Source organism: Williamsia sp. Y712 (genome assembly GCF_059445525.1).
Map to the genome: position 1 here is coordinate 2,704,049 of NZ_JCAIUN010000001.1, position 21,161 is coordinate 2,725,209.

The following is a 21,161-nucleotide window of genomic DNA, read 5'->3' on the forward strand; positions in this document are numbered from 1 at the left end:
CGGGGACGCAGACCGTGAGGCGGGGCCGGGCTATTGCTTCCATGCCTCGATCAGTTTGTCGGTGGTAGTGATGGTCGACAGCAGTGACAGGGTGTTGTCGATGACGGCGTTGCCGTACTCGGTGGGGATACCGGCCACCGCATCCCTCGGAACGACGACGCGGTAGCCGGCGTTGACCGCGTCCATCACCAGGTTCGGGATCGCCACATTCAGCGAGACCCCCACTGCCACGATGGTGCTCACGCCGAGGTTGCGCAGGATGGGGTCCAGATCGGTGCCGCCCATCGGCCCGAGTCCGTGCCACCGGCGCAAGACGAGGTCTGACTGGTCCGGTCCGAACTCGGGGAGCAATTCGGCACCCGGCGTTCCCGGGGTGATACCGACCTCGGTGCGTCCGAGGGCGAACAGCTTGGCATTGTGGTTGGAGCCCAATCCATCCGGGCGTCGCTGCACCAGGGCGTGCACCACCTGAACACCTGCCGAACGCGCTGCAGGCAGGAGCCGGACGATGTTGGGAAGTGCCACCCGACGGGCCTCATCGGCAAGCAGCCGCAGGCCTGCGTCGGGCCCGACCACAGCTCCCTGCAATTCCTGGGTGATGACCGCGGTGCGGCCGGGCGCGATCAGCTCGGCGAGATCGACCTTCACGACGAGGTACCGACTGCTTCGGAGGGTGGGACGTCGTAGAACTGTGTTGCCCACTTCCGCATCGCCCGGAACGGCGGGGCATCAACCCGGGACAGCGGTGGATGTTCGACATACTCCTGGTGGCGCCAGATGCTCAGGTCCTCGAATACCGTGACGAGGAACTGTTTTTCGACCTTTTCCCGGACGTCATCGGGTGGGATATCGGATTCATCGCCGGGGTTTCGCGGCCACCAGATCGAATAGAACAGGTCGGAGTAGCCGTCCTCGACCGGTGTGCAGGCGAAGATCAGACGATAGTTGGTTGCGCCCTCGAAAGCGCTGATGGCAAAGCCCAATCCAGAGAAATGACTGTGGATGAACAGCGCCATCTTGTCCGGGTCGCCGCTGCGCGCATCGGGCCAGCCGGTGAGAAATCTCCATTCGTTGTCGACCACTTCCCAGTTCAATCCGACCGGGGTGACGGTGGCATTGTGGACGTACCTGAAGTGGGCGCTGTCAGGGCCGTTTTCGGCAACGATCTGCGGGTGGACCGGTTCGTGCTCGGACTTGCGGGAAAATTCCGGATACGGGCGGTAGTACGCGTCGCGATCAGTGGGGAACTGCGGAAACTTCCCGAACAGATCCGGCAGCTCCCACCTCGGTGGCTCACCGAGGGGGTGATGCCACACGAAGACCAGGCCGTACTGCTCCTGAACCGGGAAGGTGCGCAGTGTCAACATCTTGTTGGGCCGATCGGGCTCGTCGGGCCGGAACTTGTTGACACCGTCCGGGCCCCACTGCCAGCCGTGGAACGGGCATTCAACGCAGTCGCCCACCACCTTTCCGCCGTGCCCGAGGTGCGCACCGAGATGCCGACACCGCGCCGAACTCACGTGCATGTCGCCGGACTCGCCCCGATAGGCCACGAGGTCTTCGCCGAAGTACTTCAGCGGCCTGGTCTGTCCGACCGGATACTCCTGCGACCAACCGATCACGAACCAGCCGGTGACCTTCCAGGTGAACGGAACCTTCATAGGGGACCTCTCGTGCGATCTGTTCGGCGGTCAGGGCGTGATAGTTGTACGGGTGACGGGCTGGGCAGATGCCTGTCGGCCGCGCAGTGCACGTTCTAGTGAGGTGAGCAGTGCGTTGCGCGTCTCGGTGGGATCGATGAGCTCGTCGAAACCCAGGTGTCCGGCCGATCGGTAGGACGCCTCGAGCTCCATTTCACGAAGCACCGTGCTCATGTCCTCCTTCGCGTTGGACGCCCGGCTCAACGCGGCAGCACTCATCGCGCCCATGGTTGCCCCGGGGAATGCGAAAGTGGCTGCCTGGCTGTCGAACCCGATCAGGGACATGACCATCGAGCCGAATCCGTAGGCTTTACGAAGGGTGACATGCAACTTGATGGTGCCGGCACCGGTTTGAGCCGCGAACATCCGCGCACCACTTCGAAGGACACCGCTCCGCTCGGACTCGCTGCCGGGGAGCATCCCGGGGTTGTCGGCAAGGAAGATCAGCGGGAGATGGAACGAATCGGCCACGTTGATGAAATGGGCGGCCTTGTCGGCGGCAGCGGAGTTGATGGAACCGGCCATCGCCTGCGGCTGGTTGGCCACGACCGCAACCGGATGACCGCCCAGATGCGCGAGCGCACAGATGATCGCCGGACCGAACGTGGGCTGAACCTCGAAGTAGTCGGGACGGTCGAAGACGACATCGAGGACGTCGTGCATGTCGTAGACGCGGCGACTGTCACGAGCGATGATGTCGAGAAGCTCTGCGGTGGGGCGTTGTTCGTTGTCATCGTCGTCGCCTGCCGACAGCGACGGCGGATATGACCAGGCGCTCGACGGGAAGTAGCTCAGATACCGCCGTAGGTCGTCGAGGGCGGCTTCATCGTCGTCTGCGAGGTTGTGGATGACACCACTGGCAATCGCGGTCGCAGGTCCGCCGAGGTCTTCCTTCGAGATGGTTTCTCCGGTCGACTCTTTGACCACGGGAGGTCCGGCGGTGAAGATCGCGCCCTGCTCGGACATGATGGTGAAATCGGAGATGGGGGCGACAAGGGCGCCGTGCCCGGCCGACGAACCGAGTACCGCGGTCACCAGCGGGACCTGGCCAGAACACTGTGCCTGCGCCAGCAGGTCGGTGGGCGTGCGCCCGTACGCGTGGGCGGTGGCGCGGAATCCGGCTCCTTCGAGCATCATGACCAGTGGGATCTTGTTGCGCACAGCAAGTTCGGCGATGCGGTATCGCTTGGAGTTGCTGCCCGGAGCTATGGTGCCCGCCATGGTGGTGAAGTCTTCGGCACCGATCATCACCGGGTTTCCATTGACCAGGCCCGAGCCGACAACGATGCCGTCGGAGGCGATCTCGCCACCGACGAGAGTGCCGAACTCTTGGAAGCTGCCCGGATCGAGGAATCGTGCAATCCGTTGCCGGGCATCGAGTTTGCCCTTCGCGTGATGCTTGGCAACCTTGTCCGGTCCGCCCATCGCGTGCGCGTGCTGACGGCGGCGCTCTAGATCCTCAAGCGTTTCCTTCCAGCCCTGTGCGTTTGTCATGTGCCTCGTTCCTCTTCGAAAGTGCTGGTGGCGGGTCGAAAGTGGTGGCGGCGGGTGGGGCGCCTACTTGGTGGCGGAGTGCCTGGTGGCCGCCTTGATCTGGGTCTGGAAGTTCGCGAGCTTCTGGGCTGCGTCGATGGTGTGGTGGCTACGGGCCTGAATGCTGATGTCGTGACCGGACGCCGCCGCGCGCAGTGCGCCCACGGTCGCTTTCTCGCGAGGTACATGTCCGAACGGGTCGAACGAATACCAGCGCATGGCGTTGAGATGGGTGATCTTGTCGATCTCGTCGTCGGGGACGTTTTCGGCGTCGAACACCTCGGACAGCTCCTCGGGTGCATTGGGCCACACCGAATCACTGTGGGGGTAGTCCATCTCCCAGCTGATGTTGTCGATGCCGATCTCGTGACGGAGTTTCACCCCGAGTGGGTCGCTTATGAAACAGGTGAGGAAATGCTCGCGGAAGACCTCGCTCGGGAGTTTGCCCCCGAAGTCCTGCAAGGTCCACGTCGAGTGCATTTCGAAGGTGCGATCGACCCGTTCGAGAAAGTAGGGGATCCAGCCGGTTCCGCCCTCGGAGAGCGCAACTTTCAGAGCGGGGTAGTCCTTGATCGGCTTGGACCACAACAGGTCGGCCGCGGCCTGCACGATGTTCATCGGCTGCAAGGTGATCATCACATCGGGGGGTGAATCGACGGCCGGGATCGAGAGCCGGCCCGAGGAACCGATGTGGACCGACAGCACTGTTTCGGTGTCGACCAGGGCCTTCCAGAGCGGTTCCCAGTACGGGTCATGGAAGCTCGGATAGCCCAGCGCTGCCGGATTTTCGCTGAATGTCAGTGAGTGGACGCCTTTTTCGGAGACTCTGCGGACCTCCTTGGCGCATTGCTCGGCGTCCCAGATGACCGGCAATGCCATCGGGATGAATCGACCGGGGTGCGCTCCGCACCATTCGTCGATGTGCCAGTCGTTGTAGGCCTGCACGAGCGCGAGTGAGAAGTCCGGGTCGTCGGTGGCGAACAGGCGGGCGGCAAATCCCGGGAACGAGGGGAAGTTCATCTGGGCCAGCACACCACCGGCGTTCATGTCCTTGACGCGCTCGTCGACGTTGAAGCAGCCGGGGCGGATCTCGTCGAGGCCGTCGGGTTCGAGGCCGTACTCCTCTTTGGGGCGCCCGGCCACGGCGTTGAGTGCAACGTTCGGGATGACGATGTCGCGGAACTTCCACACGTCGGCGCCGCTGTCCTGGTGTACCAACCGGGGCGCGTCGTCGAGGTACTTCTTCGGCAGGTGATTTCTGAACATATCGGGCGGCTCGATGATGTGATCATCGACGCTGATCAGGATCATGTCATTTTTGTCCACGACTGTTCTCCGTTTCGAGGGCCATACAGTATGGCTTTCAATTTAGCGTGCATCGAGGTGCTTGGGAAGTCTCCGCAGGCCCGCGAAAATGGGATACTGTACGACTTACAGTTACATGGTGCAGCCCGGACCCGGTGAGGAGCATGTACGTGTATGGCCAGACTTCGAATCGTTCAGTGGGCCACGGGTTCTGTCGGCAGGCATGCCGCTGCCGCAGTGGTGGGACATCCCGACCTGGAGCTGGTCGGGGCATATGTATACAGCGACAGCAAGGCCGGCCGCGACATCGGTGAGATCTGCGGGATCGCCGAGACCGGTGTGCTCGCCACCAGCAGCGGCGAAGACATTCTCGCGCTCGACGCCGACTGTGTTCTCTATATGGCGCAGGGGGAGATGGATCCGATGGGCGCCGTCGACAACATCTGCCGTCTGCTCGCCTCCGGCAAGAACGTCGTCTCGACCGCGGTGACGGCCCTGATCTATCCCCGGAGTCTCGGTGCGGATGTGGTGGACCGGTTGGAGGCGGCGTGCGCACAGGGCGGAACATCGATACACGCCACCGGTATCGAGCCGGGCTGGGCGGCAGAAGTGTTGCCGTTGACCATGTCCGGGCTGTGTAGGCAGGTGGACTCGATCCTCGTCCAGGAACTACTCGATTACGGCGAGTACGACAGCCCTTCGATGCTGTTCGACATCATGGGTTTTGGAAAGCTGCCAGAAGAACAGGTGCCGATGGCCGACCCGGTGCTCGCCGGATCGTCATTCCGAGCTCCACTGATGTTGCTCGCCGACGGACTCGGCGCCACCATCGACGACTTCACCTTCGACCGGCAGGTGGCGGTCACCGACGAGCCGTTCGAGGTGAAGGCAGGCCCGGTTGCGACCGGAACCGTCTCTGCCCAGCGTTTCAGTTGTACCGCCATCATCGATGGCAGGCCGGCGTTGACCGTCGAACACATCACGCGGTTACGTGACGATCAGGTCCCGGACTGGCCCACCGGACGAGGCTGGAAGGTCACCGTGGCGGGCACGCCCTCTCTGGTTCTCGAAGCGCAGATCGCCACCGCCGGTGAGGACGAGAACGATGCGGCCTGCCTGGGCACCGCGATGCATGCCGTGCACGCGATCGAACCCCTCTGTGCGGCGGCACCGGGTATTCGCACATTCCTGGATCTGCCCATGATCGTCGGGCGGTACGTATTGTCCAGCTCAAAGAAGTGATCTGTAAGGGGATTTCGTATGACAGTTCCGAGTACCGATGATGCAGCGCGGGTGCTCGCTGATCCATCGGCATACACCGACGACGCCCGCCTGCACGACGCGCTGACGCACCTGCGGGCCACGGCGCCGGTCTCGCTGGTGGAGGAGCCGAACTACCGCCCCTTCTGGGCGATCACCAAACATGAAGACATCATGGCGATTTCGCGCAACAACGCCCTCTTCACCAACTTCCCGCGTCCGGTTCTGATCAAATCCGTGCAGGAGGAGATGGACATCGCGAGCCAGGTGAAGACGCTGATCCACATGGACGATCCCGAACACAAGGTGGTGCGGGCGATCGCGGGGGACTGGTTCCGTCCCAAGGCGATGCGGGCGATGAAAGCCCGGGTCGCCGAACTGGCCACGATCTATGTCGACAAGATGCGTGCAATGGACGGCGACTGTGACTTCGTCCAAGAGATCGCGGTGAATTATCCGCTGTACGTGATCATGTCGCTGCTCGGCGTACCCGAGGCCGACTTCCCGCTGATGCTCAAGCTCACGCAGGAGCTGCTCGGTGGTGACGAACCGGAGTATCACCGCGGTGACACCCAGGAAGATCGCACCATGGCACTGCTGGAGATGTTCGAGTACTTCAACGCCGTGACCGCTGCTCGGCGCGAACATCCCACCGATGATCTGGCGTCGACGATTGCGAACGCGACCATCGACGGTGCACCCCTGTCCGACATCGAGACGGTGTCCTACTACCTCATCATCGCCACCGCAGGCCACGACACCACCAGCGCAACCATCGCCGGTGGAATGCAGGCGCTGATCGAAAACCCGGATGAGCGAGCACGTTTGGTCGCCGATCCGGGTTTGATGGCGTCGGCGGCCGAAGAGATGATCCGGTGGACCACGCCGGTCAAGGCGTTCATGCGAACCGCAGCGCAGGACACCGAGGTGCGCGGAGTGCCGATCGCGCAGGGGGAGTCGCTGCTGTTGTCCTACGTGTCGGGCAACCGGGACGAAGACGTCTTCGACGACCCGTTCCGGTTCGACGTCGGGCGCAGCCCCAACAACCACGTCGCCTTCGGCTACGGCGTGCATTTCTGTCTCGGTGCCGCGCTGGCCCGGATGGAGGTCAGCAGCTTCTATTCCGAACTGCTGCCACGTTTGCGGTCGGTTGAGCTGACCGGCGAACCCGAACTCATCGCCACCACCTTCGTCGGTGGACTCAAACATCTGCCGATCAGAGCATCGGTGGTGTGAAGCGGCAGGATCAAGCTGCTGAGCAACCCCGCTGCCACCCCACGCCGACGCGGCGCCGAACAGGTGGCTACGGTTGCACGAGTGTCTTGAGGGATTCGCGGGCGTTCATCGCCCGGTAGCCGTCGGCCGTGTTGTCCAGTCCGACGGTGAGGTCGAATACCTTCCCGGGGTTGATGCGGCCGTCGAGTACCTGCGGGATGGCGTGTTCGATATACGCACGCACGGGTGCCGGTCCACCGTTGAGGGTGACGTTCTTACCGAACAATGACCCGAAACCCACAGGGGCGGCCTCGTATTGGGGCACACCGACACGAGAGATGGCGCCGCCGGGTCGTACGATTCCGTAGGACTGTTCGTAGGCGGGCATGTGACCGACGGCTTCGAGGACCACGTGCGAGCCGAGTCCGCCGGTCAGGTCCATCACCTTCGCGATTCCTTCTTCACCACGCTCGGCGACCACATCGGTGGCGCCGAACTCTCGACCCAGATCGGTGCGAGCGGTGTGGCGGCCCATCAGGATGATCTGTTCGGCACCCAGTTGTTTGGCCGCGAGCACTGCCGAAAGTCCCACTGCGCCATCGCCGATGACGGTGACGATTTTGCCGGGGGTGACGTTGCCCATGTGGGCGGCGTGATAGCCGGTGAGGTAAACGTCCGACAAGGTCAGCAGAGAAGGCAGCAACTCGGAGGTCTCGTCCACGGGAACCGCCAGCAGGCTGCCGTTGGCCTGTTGCACGCGGACTGCTTCAGCCTGCGCGCCACCGATACCCGGTTGCCCATACCAACCACCGTTGACGCAGGAAGTCTGAAAACCTTCCTGGCAGAAGACACAGGTGTTGTCCTGGAACGCGAAGGTGCCGATGACGAAGTCGCCCTTCTTCACAGTGGTCACATCCGCGCCGATGTCTTCGACGACGCCGAGGAACTCGTGTCCCATCGGGGTCGGCGCCTGCGAACCCGCCATGCTGTTGTAGGGGTGCAGATCGGATCCACAGACGCAGGCACGGACAACTCGGACGATCGCGTCGCTCGGCAGCTGAATCGTCGGGTCGGGTACGTGTTCCACACGCACGTCGCCGGCGCCGTACATGAATGTTGCTCGCATCGATGATCTCCACTGTTCGTTGGGTCGGTCTACGGGTCGGTCGGGGCGACGTGGATGAACATCGCCGACAATGACCAGAGTTGTCGCATCGTCGGGCATCTGGGAGAGCCCGCCGATGCAGGTACTGCCGGTACCCCTCTCCACGGTGCAGATATGTGACCGCCCTGTGCGCAGACTCACTCTCCGAGTGGAAGTCGGCCGGGGCCGGCGGTTCGGATGTGCCACGGGATGGCGGCGATAGACTTGTGCGGTGAGTCCGAGCCGCGACAGCGAGATCGAGGTAGTCGCCGCGTACCGATCCATGTACCGCGGAATGGTCGAGCAGGACACCGACCTGCTCGGGGAGTTGTTGGGTGAGGAGTACACCCTCACTCACATGACCGGGGTTGTGCAATCGAAAAAGGAATGGCTGGAGCAGATCGATTCGGGCGAAATGCGGTACTTCTCGGCGCAGGAGCGCGGCATTTCGGTCGAACTGGCCGGTGACCGTGCGGAACTCGTTGGTAAGAATGTCGTCGACGCCAGAATCTGGGGAAGCCGGGGCACCTGGAACCTGCAGATGGTGATCTCATACGAGCGGCGGCAGAACAGGTGGATCGCCGTCAAGGCTGTCGCCAGTACATTCTGACTGCTGGTGGGCTCTGCCGTCCATGGACGCCACCACAGCTCGAAGTTCAAGTGCTACAAGCATTTTGGTTTCCACAGGTGTTGTCGGCGCGTGAGGTCACCATCTGTGCTCGGTGGTAGTGAGCGCCATGGACGGCGCGAGGTCCACGGCCAGGTCAGGAATCAACCCGATACCGGTAATCACAGTCCCTGCCGCGCCGGGCTGCGATCGGGTTGACTGGCGCCAGATCGACCTTGACCGCGGCGCACAGCATCGGACCAAGACTGACCGTCGTCAACCGCGGGAGGGGAGACCGGCAACATCGGCGACGGTGAATTGAAAGTGGGTGCTCAGATGGAATCGCTCGAGACGATCGTCTTGATCGGGGCACTCCTGGTTGTCGGTGCGGCAATCGCTCCGCGTCTGCGTATTCCGGTCCCGTTGGCCCTGCTTGTCTTGGGAGTCTTGGCGGGTTTCGTCCCGCAGGTACGCGAAATCCACCTGCCTTCCGAGGCGGTACTGGTTCTGTTCTTGCCCGCCTTGCTGTTCTGGGAGAGTCTGACCACGTCGTTGCGTGAGATTCGCAGAGATCTGCGGGGCATCCTGTTGCTGAGCACGCTGCTGGTGGTCGCGACCGCGTTCGGGGTTGCCGGTCTCGGGACGGCACTGGGAATGTCCTTCGGGGCCGCACTGATCTTGGGTGCCGCCCTTGCGCCGACAGACGCGACCGCAGTTGGGTCAATGGCACGGTCGCTGCCGCACCGGAACATGACATTGCTGCGCGCCGAGAGCTTGATCAATGACGGCACGGCACTGGTGATGTACACGATCGCAGTCGGGGTGGCGATCGGTGACACCGCGTACACGGGCTGGTCGATCAGTTGGCTGGTTGTCGTTGCCTACGGCGGTGGCGGCGTTCTGGGTCTCGCCATCGCGTGGCTGGGGACTCTGCTGTTGCGGCAACTGGACGAGCCGCTCGTCATCAACACGACGTTGCTGGTGATTCCCTTCCTCGCCTTCATGTTGGCGGAATTGGTGGATGCCTCGGGTGTCGTGGCCGTGGTGGTGGCCGGCCTCTTCATCACCCAGTCCGGCCCGTGGGTGAGCACCCCGTTGTCTCGACAGCAGACGTTCGGATTCTGGTCGCTGTCGACGTTCGTACTCAATGGCGCACTGTTCGCACTGATCGGGATCGAAGCGCAATCGGCCGCCCGGGCGGTGGAAACCTCTCAGATCGGGCCGCTGATCCTTCTGACGTTCGTGGCATGGGCATCGCTGCTGATCATCCGGTTCCTGTTCCAGATGGGAGCGGTGTACGTGATCCGCCTCGTCGATCGTCGTCCGGAACAGCGCGGTCGGCGGATGCCACATCGTGCGCGTGTTGTCAGCACGGTCGCCGGTTTTCGTGGCGCGGTGTCCCTCGCGGTCGCTCTCTCGGTCCCTGTCACGTTCACCAGTGGGGAGGCGTTTTCGGGTCGGGATCAGATCATCTTCGTAGCGGCCGGCGTGGTGCTGCTCAGTCTGGTCGTGCAGGGTCTGATGCTTCCCGTGGTGCTGCGGTGGGCAGATCTACCTGTCGACCATTCGGGCGAGGAGGAATTCGCAGCTGCGCAACGTGTGATGGCGCAGGAGGCTGTTGGCGTCGTGGAAAAGTTTGCGGACGACCTCGGTGTCAGCGAACCGGTGCGGTCGAAAGTCTTGGAGGATTACCGCGAACATCTGGCCGTGCTCGATGCGGATCCCGACCGCGCCGAGGAACAGGAACTTCTCAAGCGCAGCGATGAGGACGTGCAATTGCGTCTGGCGATACTCGGCCGGATGCGGGAGGTGGCGATTGCGCTTCGCGATCGCGGTGAGATCAGTGGCACCACGCTCCTGACGATTCAGGCTCGGCTCGACCGGGAGGTGCTACGGCTCACCCAACCAGAGATCCTGGAGTAGTCCGCCGGTCCGTGTATTGATCTGACAGACAAACCCGGCCCGGCGATCCGCATTGCTGCGGAAAACCGGGCCGGGTTTGTCAGATCAGACGATCAGAAGGTCACACGTCGTAGTAGAGCTCGAACTCGTACGGGTGCGGACGGATCTGCACCGGCTCGATTTCTTGTTCGCGCTTGAAGCTGATCCAGGTCTCGATGAGGTCCTCGGTGAACACGCCACCTTCGGTGAGGTAATCGTGATCCTCTTCGAGACGATTGATGACTGCGCCGAGTGAGGTCGGGGCCTGCGGAATGCCCTTGGCCTCCTCCGGCGGGAGCTCGTAGAGATCCTTGTCGACGGGCTCGTGCGGCTCGATCTTGTTCTTGATGCCGTCGAGGCCGGCCATCATCATGGCGGCGAACGCGAGGTACGGGTTGCCCGAGCTGTCGGGGCAACGGAACTCGAGGCGCTTGGCCTTCGGGTTGTTGCCCGTGATCGGGATTCGCACGCAAGCGCTGCGGTTGCGCTGGCTGTAGACCAGGTTGATCGGGGCCTCGTAGCCCGGGACCAGACGCTTGTAAGAGTTCACTGTGGGGTTGGTGAACGCCAGCAGAGACGGAGCGTGGTGCAGGATGCCGCCGATGTAGTGGCGGGCCATGTCGGAAAGTCCCGCGTAGCCGGCCTCATCGTGGAAGAGCGGCTTGCCGTCTTTCCACAGCGACTGGTGGGCGTGCATGCCCGAACCGTTGTCGCCGAACAGGGGCTTCGGCATGAAGGTGACGGTCTTGCCGTTCTTCCATGCGGTGTTCTTCACGATGTACTTGAACAGCTGAACATCGTCAGCGGCCTTCAGCAGTGTGTCGAACTTGTAGTTGATTTCGGTCTGGCCGCCGGTGCCGACCTCATGGTGCCCACGCTCGAGGATGAAACCGGCGTTGGTCAGGTTGGTCGAGATCTCATCACGCAGGTCGACGTAGTGGTCGTACGGTGCGACAGGGAAGTAGCCGCCTTTTTGGCGAACCTTGTAGCCGAGGTTCGGGGAGCCGTCCGGGTTCTGCTGCGAACCGGCGTTCCACCAACCCGACTCCGATTCCACGTTGTAGTGGGTGCCGTTGATCTCAGAGCTGAACGAGACCGAGTCGAAGATGTAGAACTCGGCCTCGGCGCCGAAGTAGCAGGTATCAGCGATACCGGTGCTGAGTAGGTAATCCTGCGCCTTGCGGGCGACGTTTCGCGGATCGCGGCTGTAGGACTCACGGGTGAACGGATCGTGCACGAAGAACGTCACATTCATCGTCTTTGCCTTGCGGAAAGGATCGATGCGTGCGGTGGTGGGGTCGGGCAGCAACATCATGTCCGACTCGTCGATCGACTGGAAGCCGCGAACCGACGAACCGTCGAATGCCAGGCCGTCCTCGAAGACGCTCTCGTCGAAGGCTGTTGCCGGGATCGAGAAATGCTGCATCGTTCCGGGGAGATCGCAGAAGCGGATGTCGACGTATTCGACACCTTCAGCCTTGATTCCCTCGAGCAGTTCTTCTTTTGTGTTGTACACCTGCGGGTGACTCCTTCACTCGTGCCCAATTGCTGCCAGCACCATATTCATGGATGTTGCAAGGGCTGGCGATTGTCCCTGTCCACTGTAGAGCGGCGGATCATCAACGCTGACCGTATTGACGTCAGGTTGCTAGCCAGATACTTCGGTGTTTCGCCCGTGTTACGCGCGCCTCTCCAGCACGAATCCGAGTGTGAGATGGGCCGCATATTGCTTGGTGAGACTGTTCTCCCAGCACATCTATGATTGTGGCCATGGGACGTATTACCGGATCGTGGCTTTCTGGCCCGCAGGCAGCACTCGGAGACAATGTCGAAGTAGGCGCCTACCGCGGCGAAAAGCTCGGTTTGGCCGAGTCCGGTCCGAACTCGCTGGCCTCCTCCTGGCATCGCTGCCTCGGGTTGTTGGCCGACTGGCTGATGTCCGGTGGCGTGACGTTGATCTTCGTCCGTGACCTGCAGTCGCCGATCCTGTCCAACGTGGTGTTGCTCGTCTGGTTTGTGGTCGGCGTCGGTTCGGTGACGGCGTTCGGGTTCACCCCTGGACAATTCCTCACCGGCATGCGGGTCGCGCGCGTCGACGGGGGCGGGCGCGTGGGCTTCGTTCGGGCATTCGTCCGGCAGATCCTGATCGTTTTCCTGGTCCCGCCGCTGATCAACGACCACGACGGCCGCGGCATGCACGACCGGGCGACCGGTACAGCGTTGATCCGCACTCGCTGAGCAGTTCATCGCCAACAAAAAACCACCCGCGGAAGACGGGTGGTTTTTTGGTTACGACGTGGAGACCGATCAGCGGCGGCGTGCGGTGCGCTGAATGCTGCGCATCTTGGCGCCTGCGGGCATCGGCCCCTTGGGCATGCCCGGACCGGGCTGTTTGCCGCCGAGCGCGGCAAGCCGTGACTCCAGCGCATCGATACGCTTCTTGTCGATGTTCTTCGGAAGCTTGTTCAGGTGCTTTTCAAGGTTCTTGAGCGGTACCTGACCGTCTTCGTTGCCGACGGTGATGTCGTAGATCGGGGTGTCGCCGACGATGCGGGCGACCCGCTTCTTCTCCTGGGCCAGCAGCGGTTTGGTGCGACTCGGCGCCCCTTCGGCGACCAGGATCACACCGGGCTTGCCGATCACGCGATGGATCGCGTCGAGGTGAGCGGTACCGGTGACGGCCTGCTTGACCCGCCACTGGCCACGCATGTTGTCCAGTGCCCAGGCCGCGGCACCGGCCTGACCGTCCGCCTTGCGGAAGACCGTCTTCTGGACCCGGCGTCCGAAGATGATGAACGCGAGCAGCACACCGAGCAGGATGCCCATCGGGAGGACGAAGATCAGGCCACCGACGAAGATTCCGACGAGAACTGCGATCACCGTCGCGCCGACGATGGCGCCGATCATCAGTGGCAACAGCAGCTTGTCTTCTTTGCGCTGCATCTGGAACGCCTGCCACAGTTGTTTGCGGCGAGCTCGCGACGCTTCCCTACGGGCAGCCTTAGCGGCCGCCTTTGCTTCTTTTGTCGCCTTTGTTGCCTTCGCCATGCCCATCAGGATACTGGCCCGCGGTCGGCATCCGGTAAACCCGGTACCCCCGCAATCCGATGATCCGGAAATCTGGACGGCCGACGGCGTCGATCAGGCCTCAGCGGGCGAGGCGGGCCATCAACGAAGAGGCTTCCTGGCTGGCACTTCCACCGTCGGTCAGATGTGACATCGCCTCGGGAAGTTCCCGTCCGTGATGCTTCATCGCCTGCGCATACAAGCGGCCTGCCCGGTACGACGAGCGAACCAGCGGTCCGGCCATGACACCGGCGTAGCCGAGGTCCTCGGCGAACTTCGAATGCTCGACGAACTCCTCGGGCTTGACCCACCGGTCCACCGGATGGTGCCGCGGCGAGGGGCGCAGGTACTGGGTGATGGTGAGGATGTCGCAACCGGCCTCGTGCAGGTCGACCATCGCCTCGGTGACCTCTTCGGGGGTTTCGCCCATCCCGAGGATCAGGTTCGATTTGGTCACCAGGCCGGCATCGCGGGCGGCGGTGATGACGTCGAGGCTGCGCTGGTACCGGAACGCCGGACGGATCCGCTTGAAGATCCGCGGAACGGTTTCGACGTTGTGCGCCAACACTTCTGGGCGGGATGCGAAAACCTCGGCCAGCTGGTCGGGATCGGCGTTGAAGTCGGGGATGAGCAGCTCGACACCCGTGGTCGGGTTGAGTTGCTTGATGTACCGCACCGTTTCGGCGTAGAGCCAGGCGCCGCCGTCGGGGAGGTCGTCGCGCGCCACACCGGTCACGGTCGAGTAGCGCAGACCCATGGTGGCGACACTCTCGGCGACCCGTCGCGGTTCGTCGCGGTCGAGGTCGTCGGGCTTGCCGGTGTCGATCTGGCAGAAGTCGCAGCGGCGGGTGCACTGCTCGCCACCGATCAGGAAGGTGGCCTCGCGGTCTTCCCAGCATTCGTAGATGTTGGGGCAACCGGCCTCTTCGCAGACCGTGTGCAGGCCCTCGCTCTTCACCAGGGCCTTGAGTTCGGTGAACTCGGGGCCCATCGTCGCGCGGGTCTTGATCCACGACGGCTTGCGCTCGATCGGTGTCTCGGAGTTGCGGGCCTCGAGGCGCAGAAGTTTGCGTCCGTTCGGGCCAACTGATGCCGAAGCGCTCGATTTGGCTGGTTTGTCGTGCGAAACAGTCACTGGAGAGATCCTACGTGGGTTCGATTGTCACGCTCGGTGACGCTGGTTGATGCATTGTGTGAGCTGACCGGCAACGTCCCGTCGAGGGCGTCGGCAATGGCCGCGGCGAGCAGGGGACGAACCTCGTCCACCGTGATCGTGCGACCGAGTTCGTCGGTGAGTGAACCGGCTCCGGCGTCAGGGATACCGCAGGGGATGATCGAGCCGAAAGCGCGCAGGTCGGGGTCGCAGTTCACGGCGATGCCGTGCAATGCCACCGCCCGTGCCACCCGGATGCCGATTGCGCCGATCTTGCGATCGGGGCGAGAGACGTCGCCGCGGTGACCGGGATCGTCGACGGCCCAGACACCAGAGCGACCGTCGACCCGAAATGTCGGCAGGCCCAAGATCTGGCAGACATGGATCATCGCTTCTTCCAGCCGCCGGACGTAATCGACGACGTCGACCGGACTGGCCAAGGCGACAATCGGGTAGGCGACCAGTTGACCGGGTCCGTGCCAGGTGATCTTCCCGCCGCGGTCGACGTCGATCACCGGAGAGCCATCGGTGGGACGGTCGGCATCCTCGGTACGCCTGCCCGCGGTGTAGACCGACGGATGTTCGAGCAGCAGCAGGACGTCGTGGTCGAGGACACCGTCGGCCCGTTCATTCGCGAGCCGATGTTGCAGGTCGAAGGTTTCCTGGTAGTCGACCCGCCCCAGCCAGCGGACCTCGAGAGGTGCCGCGGATAGACGAGCGCTGGGCATCAGGCGCCCTTGCCGACCGCGTACGCAAGCGCGGAATCGATGGTGGGATGGTGGTATTCGAAGCCGTGTTCGGTCAGCACCTTCGGTACAACGTTCTGACCATGCAACAACATTTCCTCGGCCATCTCACCTGCAGTTTTCGACAACACGAACGCCGGTACCGCGAACGGTGTGGGTCGTCGCATCGCTCGTCCCAACGCCTTGGTGAACTCGGCATTGGTGACCGACAGGGGGCCGCACATGTTGACCGGACCGGCTATCGGCCGGGTCAATACGAACTCCAGTACCCGCACGGCGTCGACGAGGCTGATCCACGGCAGGTACTGCTCACCGTTGCCCAACCGGCCGCCGAGTCCGAACCCGAACAACCGTCGCAGTTTGCCGAGCATGCCGCCGGACGGAGACATCACCGGCGCAGTGCGGATCAGTGCCACCCTGGTCGGCGATCCGGACGACTGCGCGAGGAGAGCCGCGGTTTCCCAGTCGGTGGTCAGCTCCGCCAGGAACCCGGTACCGGCCGGATCGTCCTCGGTGACCGCCCGCGGACCGGTGTCACCGTAGTAACCGGTTGCGCTGGAACTCACGAAAACGGGTACACCGGCAATCCGGACTGCTTCGGCGAGCACCTGTGTCGGGATGATCCGGCTGTCCCGGAGCTGCTGCTTGACGTGTCCGGACCATCGGTGCTCGGCGATACCGCGCCCGCAGAGGTTCACCACCGCATCGACGCCCGCCAACGAGGCTGGATCGATGCCGAACGAATCAGGCTCCCAATGGATTTGATCCGGGGCAGTGGTGGGACGGCGAACCAGGCGGACGACCTGATGGCCGGCCCCGGTGAGACTGTCCACCAGGGCCGAGCCGATCAGGCCAGAAGATCCCGCTATGGCGATCCGCATGGACTTCCTACAGTCCCAGATCCGCCTCGAACGCAGCCTCTTCGAGACGATGCTTCACGGTGCTCAGGAAGCGGCCTGCGTCGGCGCCGTCGATGAGGCGGTGATCGTAGGTGAGCGGCAGGAACGACATCGACCGCACCGCGATCGATTCCGAACCGTCTGCACCGGTCATGACCACCGGGCGCTTGACGATGGCACCGGTACCGAGCATGGCCGCCTGCGGCGGAACCAGGATCGGGGTGTCGAAGAGCGCACCCTGGCTACCGATGTTGGTGATGGTGAAGGTGCCACCGGTCAGATCGTCGAGCTTGAGGTTGTTGCTCCGGGCCCGCGCCGCGATATCTGCGATGGCCCGCGCCAGACCGGCGATCGACAGATCGTCGGCGTTGTGGATGACGGGGGAGAGCAGACCCTGCTCGGTGTCGACCGCGATGCCGAGGTGGACCTTGGAGTAGTACGTGATCTCCTTGGCCTCTTCGTTGATCGAGGCGTTGACGTTCGGATGCGCCTTGAGCGCCTCGACCACTGCCTTGGCGATGAATGGCAGGTAGGTCAGGTTGACACCTTCGCTGGCCTTGAAGCCCGCCTTGGCAGCAGCACGCAGCGTGGCGATCTTCGTCATGTCGACCTCGAAGACCTGGGTGAGCTGTGCGCTCTCCTGCAGGGATTCGCGGGTCTTCTTGGCGGTGATCTGACGGATCCGGTTGATCTTCTGCGTGGTGCCGACCAGCTTGGCCAACTCCGGGCTCGGTGTGGCCGGTGCCGACTTTTGCGGTGCCGACTTCGCCTGTGCTGCAGCGGGTTCCGGGGTGGCGGGTGCAGCCGGTGCCTTGGCGGCCTCAGCGGCGGCCAACACGTCCTGCTTGCGGATGCGGCCACCGACGCCGGTGCCCTTGATGGCGCTCAGGTCGACGTTGTTCTCGGCCGCGAGCTTGCGGACGAGCGGGGTCACGTACGGAGTCGACTCCTGCTCGGCTGCTGCCGGCTTGGGCTCTTCCTTCGGGTCGGGCTTCTTTTCTGCGACCGGCTCGGGCTTTGCCTGTGCCTTCGGCTCCGGCTTGGGCTCTTCCTTCGGCTCCGGTGCGGCCTCGGGCTCCGGCTCCGGCTCCGGTTCGGACGGTGCCACGGTCGGCTTCGACTCGGCAGAACCGACCACGGCCAGACGGCCGCCGACCTCGACGACGTCGTCCTCGGAGGCGATGATCTCGAGCAGTGTGCCTGCGACGGGCGACGGGATCTCGGTGTCGACCTTGTCGGTGGAGACCTCGAGCAGTGGCTCGTCGGCCGCGACAGAGTCTCCGACCTCCTTGAGCCAACGGGTGACGGTGCCCTCGGTCACGGACTCGCCCAGTTCGGGCATCGTGATGTCGGTACCTTCGGCGGATCCGGCTGCCGGTGCCGATGCGGCCGGGGTTGCCGACGCTTCGGGTTCGGGCTCGGGCTCGGGTTCTGGCTCGGCTTCTGGCTCCGGTGTGGATTCCTGCGCAGGAGTGCTGTCACCGGCGGACTCGCCGGCGTCGCCGATCTGGGCGAGTTCGCCACCGACCTCGACGACGTCGTCTTCTTGCGCGACGATCTTGATCAGGACGCCGGACGTCGGTGCGGGGATCTCGGTGTCGACCTTGTCGGTCGACACCTCCAGCAACGGTTCGTCGGCCTCGACCGTGTCACCCTCCTGCTTGAGCCACCTGGTGACGGTGCCTTCGGTGACGCTTTCACCCAGGGCTGGCATTTGGACGGAGAAGGCCATCGTTGTCGACTCCTTGATTTCGAGAACCGGTGTGCGGTCTACGGTCTGGGCCTTACCACCAGTGTTGGTGGCAGGCATGGAGGTGGTGATCCGCCGGATGAGGCGAACCGCCGTTCTAAACCCTACCTTTTGCCTCATCCTTCGGCAGCGATGTCCTCCAGTACGGCGAAGATGGTCCGCACTGGTACCCCGGTTCCGCCCTTACCGGTGTAGCCCCACGGGCCGCCGGTGTTGAAAGCCGGACCGGCGATATCGATGTGCACCCACTGCACATCCTTGGCCACGAACTCGCGCAGATAGATACCCGCCGAGAGCATTCCGCCCCAGCGGTGGTTGGTCACGTTGGCCAGATCGGCGACGCGTGAATCGAGATCCGGGCGCAGCTCTTCCGGAAATGGCATCGGCCAACCCGATTCGCCCTCGGCCTGTGAGATGGATGCCACACGGTCGCGGAACTCGTCGGTGCCCATCACTCCCGGGGTACGGGTGCCAAGGGCGACCATCTGGGCGCCGGTCAGGGTTGCGGTGTCGATCAGGTAGTCGGGTTCGTCCTCGCAGGCGCGCACGATGGCGTCGGCCAGGATCAACCGACCCTCGGCGTCGGTGTTGATGACCTCGACGGTCTTGCCGCCGTACTGGGTCAAGACGTCACCGGGACGCTGCGCGGTGCTCGAGGGCATGTTCTCGGCCATCGGAACCGTGGCGATGACGTTGACCCCGACATTGAGTTCGGCAGCCAGGATCACGGTCGCGATCACGGCGGCGGCGCCACCCATGTCGGAGGTCATGTTCTCCATGCCCGCGGCCGGCTTGATCGAGATACCGCCGGTGTCGAAGGTGATGCCCTTGCCGACGAGGGCCACTGTCTTGGCCTTCTTGCCTGCGCTGTGGCTCAGCCGGACCAGGCGCGGCGGACGTGAGCTGCCCTTGCCGACACCGATGATGCCGCCGTAACCGGCCTTGTCCAGGGCGGACTCGTCGAGGATCTCGACCTTGAGTCCGGCAGCCGAACCGAGGGCCTTGGCGCGGTCGGCGAACTCCTCGGGGAACAGATGGCTCGGCGGTGTGTTCACGAAATCGCGCGCGATGGCAACGGCGCGGGCGATGGCCGCAGCGCGATCCAATTCGGTCTCGGTGCTCTTGTCGATGGCAGGCACCAGCAGACGGACCGCTGACAGTGGCGCCTTCTCGGGCGGTGTCGAGCGGAACTCGTCGAACCGGTAGGCGCCGAGGTAGAAACCTTCCGCGGTGGCGGCGAGGTCGGCGGCCGGAAGGCTGGTCACCGCGGTGGCCACGCCCTGCAGGCTGCGCGCGGCCACACCGGCCTGTCGGCGAATGTGTTCGGCATCATCAAGCTTGTCGGGCGCGCCGAGTCCGATTGCCAGCACCGATGTCACTCCCAGGCCTGCCGGTGCGGGGAGCTTGGTCAACTCGCCTGCCGAACCCTTTGCGCCGAGCGCCGCGAGCGCATCGTCGATCGTAGAGGCGGTGGCGTCGTCGAGGAGTCCTTCACCGATGACAAGACTCGGTGCGCCACCGTCTTCATCGGCGGTGGTCAGTCCGATGACCAGGACGTCGTCGTCTTTGCTGATCCCGGTGGCCAGTGACAGTTGCGGACCCAGCTGACGTTTTGCGCTTGACTTGCTCACACTTCACTCCCACTCGTAGCCGTACCTTGTGCTCTGGACCAAGCTTAGTGGTCGCAGCCTGCTTGCTCTCGCGGCGCGATAGCGTTGCGCCCATGAGTGAAGGTGAATTGCTGGCAGGCCCCATCGAGAAACTGCATCGCGGGCTCGGCGCGAGTTTTGCCGAGTTCGGTGGCTGGAACATGCCGGTGTCCTATGCGGGCACCGTTGCCGAACACACCGCGGTCCGCGAGACGGTGGGCATCTTCGATGTGAGTCATCTGGGCAAGGCCTCGGTCACCGGTCCGGGTGCGGCCGAGTTCGTCAACCGTTGCCTGACGAACGACCTGAAGAAGATCCGGCCGGGCAAGGCGCAGTACACGTTGTGCGCCAACGACTCCGGTGGCGTGATCGATGACCTCATCGTCTACTGGGTCTCTGACGAAGACGTGTTCCTCGTCCCCAATGCCGCCAACACGGGCGCCGTGGTGGCGGCCCTGCAGGCCGTGGCCCCCGAAGGCGTCGAGGTGGTGGACCGGCATCGCGAATTCGGTGTGTTCGCGGTCCAGGGGCCGCAGTCGCCTGCGGTGCTGGCGGGGCTGGGACTGCCAACGGACATGGAGTACATGTCCTTTGTCGACACCGAAATGGTTGTGGGACAGCAACGTTACCCGGTTCGCGTCTGCCGGACCGGCTACACCGGCGAGATCGGCTTCGAGTTGCTGCCTGCGTGGGACGACAGCGAACCGGTCTTCACTGCGTTGTCGGCCGCGGTCATCGCCGCCGGGGGAGCGCCTGCCGGACTCGGTGCGCGCGACACGTTGCGCACCGAGATGGGCTATCCGCTGCACGGACACGAACTGTCCGTCGACATCAGTCCGGTCCAGGCCCGGTGCGGTTGGGCCGTCGGCTGGAAGAAGCCCGAGTTCTTCGGTCGTGATGCCCTGCTGGCCGAGAAAGAAGCCGGTCCGGTCCGTCGCCTCTGGGGCTTGCGGGCGACCGGACGTGGGGTGCCGCGGGCGGACCTCGCGGTCCTCGACGGGCCCGGTGGAACGCAGATCGGTACCACCACATCCGGGACCTTCTCGCCGACCCTGAAGGTGGGAATCGCGTTGGCACTCATCGATTCGTCCGCGGGGGTCTCCAAAGGTGACACCGTGGTGATCGACGTCCGCGGCAGGGCTCTGGAATGCGAGGTCGTCCTGCCGCCGTTCGTCTCGGCAGGCACAAGCTAG

At 63.7% G+C, this 21,161-nt stretch carries 18 protein-coding genes; 6 read left to right on the forward strand and 12 right to left on the reverse strand.

The window, feature by feature from the left end:
- Positions 1 to 30: 30 nt before the first annotated feature.
- The 4 genes from AC1D75_RS12380 to AC1D75_RS12395 all read right to left on the reverse strand — a co-directional run bounded on the left by AC1D75_RS12380 (position 31) and on the right by AC1D75_RS12395 (position 4,559).
- Positions 31 to 648 (reverse strand): cysteine hydrolase family protein, encoded by a 618-nt coding sequence (locus AC1D75_RS12380; protein ID WP_495515495.1) that lies wholly within the window; start codon positions 646 to 648, stop codon positions 31 to 33.
- Positions 645 to 1,661: an aromatic ring-hydroxylating oxygenase subunit alpha gene (locus AC1D75_RS12385; RefSeq protein WP_495515496.1), complete on the reverse strand. Its 1,017-nt coding sequence runs from the start codon at positions 1,659 to 1,661 to the stop codon at positions 645 to 647. Before AC1D75_RS12385 ends, AC1D75_RS12380 begins: the two co-directional genes overlap by 4 nt.
- Positions 1,662 to 1,691: 30 nt before the next feature.
- Positions 1,692 to 3,194 carry an acyl-CoA carboxylase subunit beta gene (locus AC1D75_RS12390; RefSeq protein WP_495515497.1) on the reverse strand — a complete coding sequence of 501 codons (1,503 nt, stop codon included), beginning with the start codon at positions 3,192 to 3,194 and terminating at the stop codon, positions 1,692 to 1,694.
- A gap of 63 nt (positions 3,195 to 3,257) precedes the next feature.
- Positions 3,258 to 4,559, reverse strand: a complete 1,302-nt coding sequence (locus AC1D75_RS12395; RefSeq protein WP_495515498.1) for an amidohydrolase family protein — start codon at positions 4,557 to 4,559, stop codon at positions 3,258 to 3,260.
- 153 nt (positions 4,560 to 4,712) lie between these two features.
- Between AC1D75_RS12395 and AC1D75_RS12400 the strand changes: the two genes are divergently transcribed.
- Both AC1D75_RS12400 and AC1D75_RS12405 read left to right on the forward strand, forming a co-directional pair.
- Positions 4,713 to 5,780, forward strand: coding sequence for an NAD(P)H-dependent amine dehydrogenase family protein (locus AC1D75_RS12400; RefSeq protein WP_495515499.1), 1,068 nt, complete (start codon positions 4,713 to 4,715; stop codon positions 5,778 to 5,780).
- A gap of 18 nt (positions 5,781 to 5,798) precedes the next feature.
- Positions 5,799 to 7,034, forward strand: coding sequence for a cytochrome P450 (locus AC1D75_RS12405; protein ID WP_495515500.1), 1,236 nt, complete (start codon positions 5,799 to 5,801; stop codon positions 7,032 to 7,034).
- Positions 7,035 to 7,101: 67 nt separating this feature from the next.
- Here AC1D75_RS12405 and AC1D75_RS12410 read toward each other — a convergent pair whose 3' ends face one another.
- Positions 7,102 to 8,139 (reverse strand): zinc-binding dehydrogenase, encoded by a 1,038-nt coding sequence (locus AC1D75_RS12410; RefSeq protein WP_495515501.1) that lies wholly within the window; start codon positions 8,137 to 8,139, stop codon positions 7,102 to 7,104.
- Positions 8,140 to 8,389: 250 nt separating this feature from the next.
- Here AC1D75_RS12410 and AC1D75_RS12415 point away from each other — a divergent pair, with 250 nt between their 5' ends.
- Entirely contained in the window at positions 8,390 to 8,767 is a 378-nt protein-coding gene (locus AC1D75_RS12415) for a nuclear transport factor 2 family protein (RefSeq protein ID WP_495515502.1), read from the forward strand.
- Positions 8,768 to 9,100: 333 nt separating this feature from the next.
- A complete protein-coding gene (locus AC1D75_RS12420) occupies positions 9,101 to 10,687 on the forward strand; it encodes a Na+/H+ antiporter (protein ID WP_495515503.1) in 1,587 nt (528 codons plus the stop codon).
- Positions 10,688 to 10,787: 100 nt separating this feature from the next.
- On the opposite strand, the gene glnA is transcribed toward AC1D75_RS12420, so the two are convergent.
- Complete coding sequence (gene glnA / locus AC1D75_RS12425) at positions 10,788 to 12,221, reverse strand: type I glutamate--ammonia ligase (protein ID WP_495515504.1); 1,434 nt, start codon at positions 12,219 to 12,221, stop codon at positions 10,788 to 10,790.
- Between the two features lie 254 nt (positions 12,222 to 12,475).
- Between glnA and AC1D75_RS12430 the strand changes: the two genes are divergently transcribed.
- Entirely contained in the window at positions 12,476 to 12,943 is a 468-nt protein-coding gene (locus tag AC1D75_RS12430) for an RDD family protein (RefSeq protein ID WP_495515505.1), read from the forward strand.
- 69 nt (positions 12,944 to 13,012) lie between these two features.
- Here AC1D75_RS12430 and AC1D75_RS12435 read toward each other — a convergent pair whose 3' ends face one another.
- From AC1D75_RS12435 to AC1D75_RS12460, 6 genes are all read right to left on the reverse strand, one after another.
- The gene (locus AC1D75_RS12435; RefSeq protein ID WP_495515506.1) at positions 13,013 to 13,753 is read right to left on the reverse strand and encodes a DUF4191 domain-containing protein; all 741 of its coding nucleotides are present in this window, start codon (positions 13,751 to 13,753) and stop codon (positions 13,013 to 13,015) included.
- 100 nt (positions 13,754 to 13,853) lie between these two features.
- Positions 13,854 to 14,906: a lipoyl synthase gene (lipA, locus tag AC1D75_RS12440; protein WP_495515507.1), complete on the reverse strand. Its 1,053-nt coding sequence runs from the start codon at positions 14,904 to 14,906 to the stop codon at positions 13,854 to 13,856.
- Complete coding sequence (lipB, locus tag AC1D75_RS12445; protein ID WP_495515508.1) at positions 14,903 to 15,652, reverse strand: lipoyl(octanoyl) transferase LipB; 750 nt, start codon at positions 15,650 to 15,652, stop codon at positions 14,903 to 14,905. Before lipB ends, lipA begins: the two co-directional genes overlap by 4 nt.
- Positions 15,652 to 16,551 (reverse strand): TIGR01777 family oxidoreductase, encoded by a 900-nt coding sequence (locus tag AC1D75_RS12450; RefSeq protein WP_495515509.1) that lies wholly within the window; start codon positions 16,549 to 16,551, stop codon positions 15,652 to 15,654. The genes lipB and AC1D75_RS12450 overlap by 1 nt, the downstream gene beginning before the upstream one ends.
- A gap of 7 nt (positions 16,552 to 16,558) precedes the next feature.
- A complete protein-coding gene (gene sucB / locus AC1D75_RS12455; RefSeq protein ID WP_495516062.1) occupies positions 16,559 to 18,301 on the reverse strand; it encodes a 2-oxoglutarate dehydrogenase, E2 component, dihydrolipoamide succinyltransferase in 1,743 nt (580 codons plus the stop codon).
- Between the two features lie 134 nt (positions 18,302 to 18,435).
- Positions 18,436 to 19,950 carry a leucyl aminopeptidase gene (locus AC1D75_RS12460; RefSeq protein WP_495515510.1) on the reverse strand — a complete coding sequence of 505 codons (1,515 nt, stop codon included), beginning with the start codon at positions 19,948 to 19,950 and terminating at the stop codon, positions 18,436 to 18,438.
- A 92-nt stretch (positions 19,951 to 20,042) separates the two neighbouring features.
- Between AC1D75_RS12460 and gcvT the strand changes: the two genes are divergently transcribed.
- Entirely contained in the window at positions 20,043 to 21,161 is a 1,119-nt protein-coding gene (gene gcvT, locus AC1D75_RS12465) for a glycine cleavage system aminomethyltransferase GcvT (protein WP_495515511.1), read from the forward strand.